Annotated in this window: 8 protein-coding genes; 4 read left to right on the forward strand and 4 right to left on the reverse strand. The window is 65.9% G+C overall.

Annotated features, from left to right (window positions below; all coding sequences use genetic code 11):
* A partial coding sequence (locus AC5JJ6_RS36800; protein WP_496046798.1) for a metallopeptidase family protein occupies positions 1 to 178 on the forward strand: 178 nt, incomplete at its 5' end.
* A 21-nt stretch (positions 179 to 199) separates the two neighbouring features.
* Here AC5JJ6_RS36800 and AC5JJ6_RS36805 read toward each other — a convergent pair.
* Together AC5JJ6_RS36805 and cobB are read right to left on the reverse strand one after the other, a co-directional pair.
* Positions 200 to 799, reverse strand: coding sequence for a uracil-DNA glycosylase family protein (locus AC5JJ6_RS36805; protein WP_496046791.1), 600 nt, complete (start codon positions 797 to 799; stop codon positions 200 to 202).
* Positions 796 to 1515 (reverse strand): Sir2 family NAD+-dependent deacetylase, encoded by a 720-nt coding sequence (gene cobB, locus AC5JJ6_RS36810; protein ID WP_496046792.1) that lies wholly within the window; start codon positions 1513 to 1515, stop codon positions 796 to 798. Before cobB ends, AC5JJ6_RS36805 begins: the two co-directional genes overlap by 4 nt.
* Before the next feature lie 36 nt (positions 1516 to 1551).
* On the opposite strand from cobB, the gene AC5JJ6_RS36815 reads away from it, so the two are divergent.
* From AC5JJ6_RS36815 to AC5JJ6_RS36825, 3 genes are read left to right on the forward strand one after another with little or no spacing between them, the layout of a single operon-like run.
* Positions 1552 to 2046, forward strand: a complete 495-nt coding sequence (locus tag AC5JJ6_RS36815) for a DUF6314 family protein (protein ID WP_496046793.1) — start codon at positions 1552 to 1554, stop codon at positions 2044 to 2046.
* On the forward strand, positions 2043 to 2543 hold the full coding sequence (locus tag AC5JJ6_RS36820) for a low molecular weight protein-tyrosine-phosphatase (protein ID WP_496046794.1): 501 nt from the start codon (positions 2043 to 2045) through the stop codon (positions 2541 to 2543). The genes AC5JJ6_RS36815 and AC5JJ6_RS36820 overlap by 4 nt, the downstream gene beginning before the upstream one ends.
* A complete protein-coding gene (locus AC5JJ6_RS36825) occupies positions 2524 to 3351 on the forward strand; it encodes a fructosamine kinase family protein (protein ID WP_496046795.1) in 828 nt (275 codons plus the stop codon). The genes AC5JJ6_RS36820 and AC5JJ6_RS36825 overlap by 20 nt, the downstream gene beginning before the upstream one ends.
* A 27-nt stretch (positions 3352 to 3378) precedes the next feature.
* On the opposite strand, the gene AC5JJ6_RS36830 is transcribed toward AC5JJ6_RS36825, so the two are convergent.
* Both AC5JJ6_RS36830 and AC5JJ6_RS36835 read right to left on the reverse strand, forming a co-directional pair.
* Positions 3379 to 4353, reverse strand: a complete 975-nt coding sequence (locus AC5JJ6_RS36830) for an Rpn family recombination-promoting nuclease/putative transposase (RefSeq protein ID WP_496046796.1) — start codon at positions 4351 to 4353, stop codon at positions 3379 to 3381.
* A gap of 134 nt (positions 4354 to 4487) precedes the next feature.
* Positions 4488 to 6191: bifunctional acetate--CoA ligase family protein/GNAT family N-acetyltransferase (locus tag AC5JJ6_RS36835; RefSeq protein ID WP_496046797.1), on the reverse strand; the 1704-nt coding region annotated here is incomplete at its 5' end.

Consider the following 6191-nt stretch of genomic DNA (forward strand, 5'->3'; position numbering starts at 1 on the left):
CACGCCCAGCGATCTCGACATGATCTACCTGTACCGCAGGCCGCTGCTCGACTACTGGTGCGAGACCGGCGAGGATCTGGCCCATCTGGTCCGCCATGTCCTGATCCATGAGATCGGCCATCATTTCGGCCTTTCCGACGACGACATGGAAGCGATCGAGGCCGCCGAGCCGGACTGACCGGCGAGAAAGCCGGCACGCTCAAAGCATCCGCGCAATCCGCTCCCGCAGTTCCGGCACCAGTTCCGCCTCGAACCAGGGGTTGCGCTTCAGCCACGCGGTATTCCGCCAGCTCGGATGCGGCGTCGGGATGAAGCGGGGAAGGTATTCGCGCCAAGCCGCGACCGTATCGGTCATGGTTTTGCGGCGCCGCTTGCCCAGATACCATGCCTGGGCATGGCTGCCGACCAGCAGCACCAATTCGACCTGCGGCATCAGCGCCAGCAGGGGAGGGTGCCAGAGCGGTGCGCATTCCGGCCGGGGCGGGCTGTCGCCGCCGTTTTTGTCTATGCCGGGATAGCACAGCCCCATCGGCATGATGGCGATCCGGTTCTCGTCGTAGAAAGTGTCGCGGCCAAGGTCCAGCCAGCGGCGCAGCCGGTCGCCCGAAGCGTCGTTCCAGGGGATGCCGGTCTCGTGGACCTTCGTGCCGGGCGCCTGCCCGACGATCAGAAGCTTCGCCGTGGCGCTTGCCCGCAGGACAGGGCGGGGACCGAGCGGCAGATGCGCTTCGCAGACCCGGCACGCCCGGGCCTTCTCCACCAGCGCCGCCAGACCGGCGGCGCGATCCCCTCCCGTCATCGGGCCGCCAGGATGCGGTCGACGAAGGCCGGGACTTCAGCCGTGGCGGCGCCGTAGATCTTCTCGGCGAACAGGGTAGCGCCTTCCGACGGTTCCAGGTTCAACTCGACCGTATGGGCGCCGTTGATCCGCGCTTCCTGGACGAATCCCGCCGCCGGATAGACGTTGCCCGACGTGCCGATCGAGACGAACAGGGCACAGTCGGCCAGGGCGGCGTAGATCCGTTCCATCTCCAGCGGCATCTCGCCGAACCAGACCACGTGGGGCCGCATCTCGGCGATAGCGCCGCAGGCGGCGCAGTCGTCGTCCACCGACAGGTCGGCGCGGATTTCGGAGATCTCGCCGCAGACGCCGCAGCGGGCCTTCAGCAACTCGCCATGCATGTGGATCAGGTTGGCGGAGCCGGCGCGCTCGTGCAGATCGTCGATGTTCTGGGTGACCAGCAGAACCTCGCCCGGCCAGTCCCGCTCCAGCCGGCCCAAAGCGGCGTGCGCGGCGTTGGGCCGGATATCGGGCTGGAGCAGACCGGCGCGGCGGTCGTTGTAGAACCGGTGAACAAGGTCGGGGTTCCGGTCGAACCCTTCAGGTGTCGCGACGTCCTCGAGCCGGACGCGTTCCCAGACGCCGCCGGCGCAGCGGAAGGTGTCCAGGCCGGATTCCTTGGAGATACCGGCGCCGGTCAGGATGACGATCCGGTCGGAAGGGCTTAAGATCATGGCGGCAGTTTCCGGAGCGTGAACAAGGAGCGTTTGTTGTCGAGTGTAGAGGTGGCTGCCGTCGAGCCGAACGCAAGAGTGCTTCCTGTCGCGGACCTGCGCGCATTCCTGACGGGTGCGTGGCGCATCTCCCGTACGGTCAGGGACGCGCGGAGCGGACAGGACGGCGGTTTCGAGGGCAGGGCGCTCTTCGCGCCGCTGCCGGACGGCGGCTTGCTGCTGACCGAGAGCGGCACGATGCGGCTGGGCGGCTATGCAGGGCCGGCGGAGCAGACTTACCGCTACGCCTTTGCCGACGGCCCCGGGCGGGCGCAAGTCTTCCGCCACGACGGGACGCCGTTCCATGAGCTCGACCTGACGGCCGGCAGCGCCGATGCCGTCCATCATTGCGGCGCCGACATTTACCGGGGTTCGTTCCGGGTGGAGCGGCATGACGAGTGGATCACCGAATGGTCCGTCAGCGGACCGCGCAAGGATTATCACATGGTGACGCGCCATATCCGCGCAGCCAACGACGGGGAGCAAGCATGACCAAGGTTCTGTTCGTCTGTACCGGAAACATCTGCCGGTCGCCCACCGCCGAGGGCGTTTTCCGCCGGGTGGTCCAGGACGCGGGGCTGGACGGGCGGATATCGACCGACAGCGCCGGCACCCACGACTACCACGTGGGAGAGGCTCCCGACCGCCGCTCCGTCCAGGCGGCCAAGTCGCGCGGGTTCGATATCGCCGGCCTGCGGGCACGCAAGGTCCGCAAATCGGACTTCGAGGAGTTCGACCTGATCCTGGCGATGGATCGCGGGCACTTCGACCAGCTTGTCCGGATGGCGCCCGAGGAGCGGCGCGATCGGATCAAGCTGTTCATGGACTATGCGCCGGATGCCCCGAAGCGGGAGGTTCCCGATCCCTATTACGGTGAAGGCACCCATTTCACCGAAGTTCTCGATCTGGTCGAGGCCGCTTCCGAAGGGCTGCTGAACAGTTTGCGCCATTCCCGTCCCGGCCATGTCCGTGCATCCGGCGATTCCTGAACATATCGGCCAAGTCGTTGCCGCCCGGCGGTTCGCCGACGGCAACACGACGGAGTTGTGGCTGATCGATCTTGCCGGTGGCCGCCGGGTGGTGGCGAAGCGCGGCAAGGGGCTGACGCTGGAAGGCGCCATGCTGCGCCATCTGGCCGCCCACTCGCGATTGCCGGTGCCGGAACTGTTCCATGCCGACGACTCGCTGCTGATCATGTCGTGGATCGAGGGAGGCAGCGGCCTGAACGCCCCGGCCCAGGAACATGCCGCCGAACTGGTCGCCGGCCTGCATGACGTCGGGTCCGAGCGCTATGGATTTGCTTTCGACACCCTGATCGGCCCGCTGCACCAGCCTAACCCGGAGTCGGAGGACTGGATCGCGTTCTTCCGCGACCACCGCCTGATGCATATGGCAAAGCTGGCGCTGGAGGAGAGGAGGATCGACGGCGGCCTGATGGGAAGTATCGAGCGGCTGGCGGAACTGCTGCCCGACCTGATCGGGGAACCGGCACCTCCGAGCCTGATCCACGGCGATTTGTGGGGCGGCAATGTTTTGGCCCATCGAGGCCGAGTCGCCGGGTTCATCGACCCCGCCGTCTACAACGCCGACCCGGAAATCGAACTGGCTTTCTCCACCCTGTTCGGGACCTTCGGCGAGCCCTTCTTCCACCGCTACGCCGAGCTGCGCCCGATCCGGCCCGGTTTCTTCGAAGTGCGGCGGGATATCTATAATCTGTATCCACTGCTGGTGCATGTCCGCCTGTTCGGCGGCAGCTACCGGGGGCAGGTGGCCGGGATCGTCAGCCGGTTCGTTTGAAGGAAGCGTCGGCGGACAGGCTTCAGGTCACGCCCGGTTCGGATCGGTCACTTCTCCCAGGCTGGCGGCCAGGACGCCCCGCCGCATCCAGCTTTCGAGGGTGGCGAGATCGGCATCCTCGATCTTTTCCAGCAGCTCCTGCGGCAGCGGACCGAACTTCTGCTCAAGGACGAGAAGCAGCGAGTCGGCTTTGCCTTTTCTCAGGCCGTTCGCTTCGCCTACCTGCATACCCTCGGCCTTGCCTTCCGCGAACAGTCTTTGCAGCAGCGTGGTCATCTGTAAGTGCTCATCGTTGGCGAGTGGGGCGATCAGGGCTTCCATCGTCGTCCGGTCCAGCTCAGCATATACTTCCGCGACATAGCGGAGCAAGGCGAGCACCCGGTCGTCCCGATAGACTTCCTCCGTCGCGAGGGTAAGCAGCCTTCGGGCGAAGTCCGGAGCGCCGCGCGCGAATTTAAGTACGGCGAGCCCGAAGCGCAGGAAAGCCTGGGCGGACAGGTTCTCGTCCGGGGTAGCGCCCAGATCGAACATCAGATAGGCGAAATCCGGAACGAAGGGAGCCAGCGGCGGATCGACGTCGTAAAGCCCGGCGTAGTTCGGGGCCTCGCTCCAGGGCTTGGCGCCCTGGTAGATCACCAGAGGGATGACAGGAGGCAGCGGCAGTCCATGGCCGTCCTCCAGGTGCTTCTCGCCCATCACGGCCATGTAGCGCATCAGCTTCGGCAGCACGACGGGATGTGAACGCCGCCTGCTTACATGTTCGATCAGTACCGGGACGAAGGCGCTCCGGCCGCCGGTCAGCGCCAGCCGGAAGAGCAGGTCGGTGTGATGACTGCGCCGCCCGCCGCCGATGAACGAGCCGGGCATCAGTTCCGGCGGTTCGGGGGCCATCAGAGCCACGATATCCGGAGGAAGCCGTTCCCGCAGGAAAGCCGCCGCCGTGGCGAGCCTTCCCAGCAGGAGCTTGATGAGGTGATCGTGGAGCGAGCCGGTCTGGGTCATGGCGGTTGAGTGCGATACGTCCGCATGACATGCAAGCAGGCGGGCATGCGCCCGAACGCCGCGTTTACCAGACCGGAAAGCTTACCCTGCTACTGCATCTTCGCAGTTACGTCTTGGCAGCTACATCTTGGCAGCTACATCTTGATAGTCACCTCGACCACGCCCGGCTCGTCGCGGTTTTCCTTCCGCGTGAAGCCCAGTTCGTGGCACATCCCCAGCATGGTCGTATTCTCGCGCAGGACTTCGCCGTAGACCTCGCCGATGCCGCGCGAACGGGCATAGTTGATGATCCTGGTCATCAGGACGTAGCCCAGGCCCTTGCCCTTCATGTCGCTGCGGACCATCACGGCGTATTCGGCCTTCTGGTTGTCGGGGTCGGCTGCGATGCGGACGATGCCGTAAAGCTCCTCCTGGCCATCCTCATTGGGGGCCACGGCGACCACCGCCATCTCGCGGTCGTAGTCGATCTGGGTCAGACGCGCCGCCATCTGGTGAGACAGACGCTTCATGGGGGCGAAGAAGCGCAGGCGGATGTCTTCCGGCGTCATCTTCTCGAACATCCGGTGGACGATCGGTTCGTCCTCGGGCCGGACCGGACGGAGCTGGTATTCACGGCCGTCGTTCAGCTTGACCCGCTCCTCCAGCTTCTTCGGATAGGGCCGGATGGCGAGCCGCCGCGTGCCGGGGCGAACGGTCGGCACCGCGACCTTGATGCGGGCGTCGAGCGCCAGCACGCCGGCGTCGTCCGCCAGCAGCGGATTGATGTCCAGCTCTACGATCTCCGCTATGTCGGTGATCATCTGGCTGATCTTGATCAGCGTCAGCGCTACCTGGTCGATGGCGGCCGGCGGCCGGTCCCGGTATCCCTGGAGCAGCTTCCAGACCCTTGTCCTGCTCATCATCTCGCGCGCGAGATTGGTGTTGAGCGGCGGCAGGCCCAGCGCCTTGTCCTGCACCACCTCGACCGAGGTGCCGCCCTGGCCGAACAGCAGCACGGGACCGAACAGCGGGTCGTCCGCCATGCCGACGATCAGCTCGTGCGCGCCGGGCTTGCTGGCCATGGCCTGTACGGTGAACCCCTCGATCCGGGCATCGGGCTTGATCGCCCGGATGCGGTCCAGCATGGCGACGGCCTTGGCGCGCACTTCCTCCGGCGTCTTGATATGGAGCTGGACGCCGCCGATGTCGGACTTGTGGATGATGTCGACCGACAGGATCTTGAGGGCGACCGGCTTGCCGATCCGGCGCGCGGCGTCGGCGGCTTCGTCCGGGGTGGCGGCCTTCAGGGTTTCGACGACAGGGATGTCGTAGGCTTCCAGCACCTGCTTGGCCTCGAACTCGCTGAGCCAGCCGCGGCCTTCGGATATCGCCGCGTCGATCACGGTGCGCGCGGCCTTCTCATCGACCTTGAACTGCTCCGACGTGCTGGCCGGGGTCTCCATCAGCAGTTCCTGGTTCTTGCGGTACCGGACCATGTGCATGAAGGCGCGGACCGCCTTGTTCGGCGTCTCGTAGGTCGGAATCCGGTTGGCGGCGAACAGGTGCCGCGCATCCTGCGCGCTGCCGTCGCCGAGCCAGCTCGTCAGGACCTGATGCTTCTTGCCCTTGAGCGTATCGACCACGGCCTGGGCCGCTTCCGTGCTTTCGGATAAGGCGACCGGGCAGTTGATCACCAGGATGCCGTCATGGCTGCGGTTGCCCAGCAGCGTCCCGAGAGCGTCGGAATAGCGCTTGGCCGGCGCGTCGCCGATGATATCGACCGGGTTGCAGCGGCTCCAGGTCGGCGGCAGGACGGTGTCCAGCTTCTCCATCACCGACTCGTCGATGGAGGCCAGCTT

It is taken from the genome of Skermanella sp., from assembly GCF_059503625.1.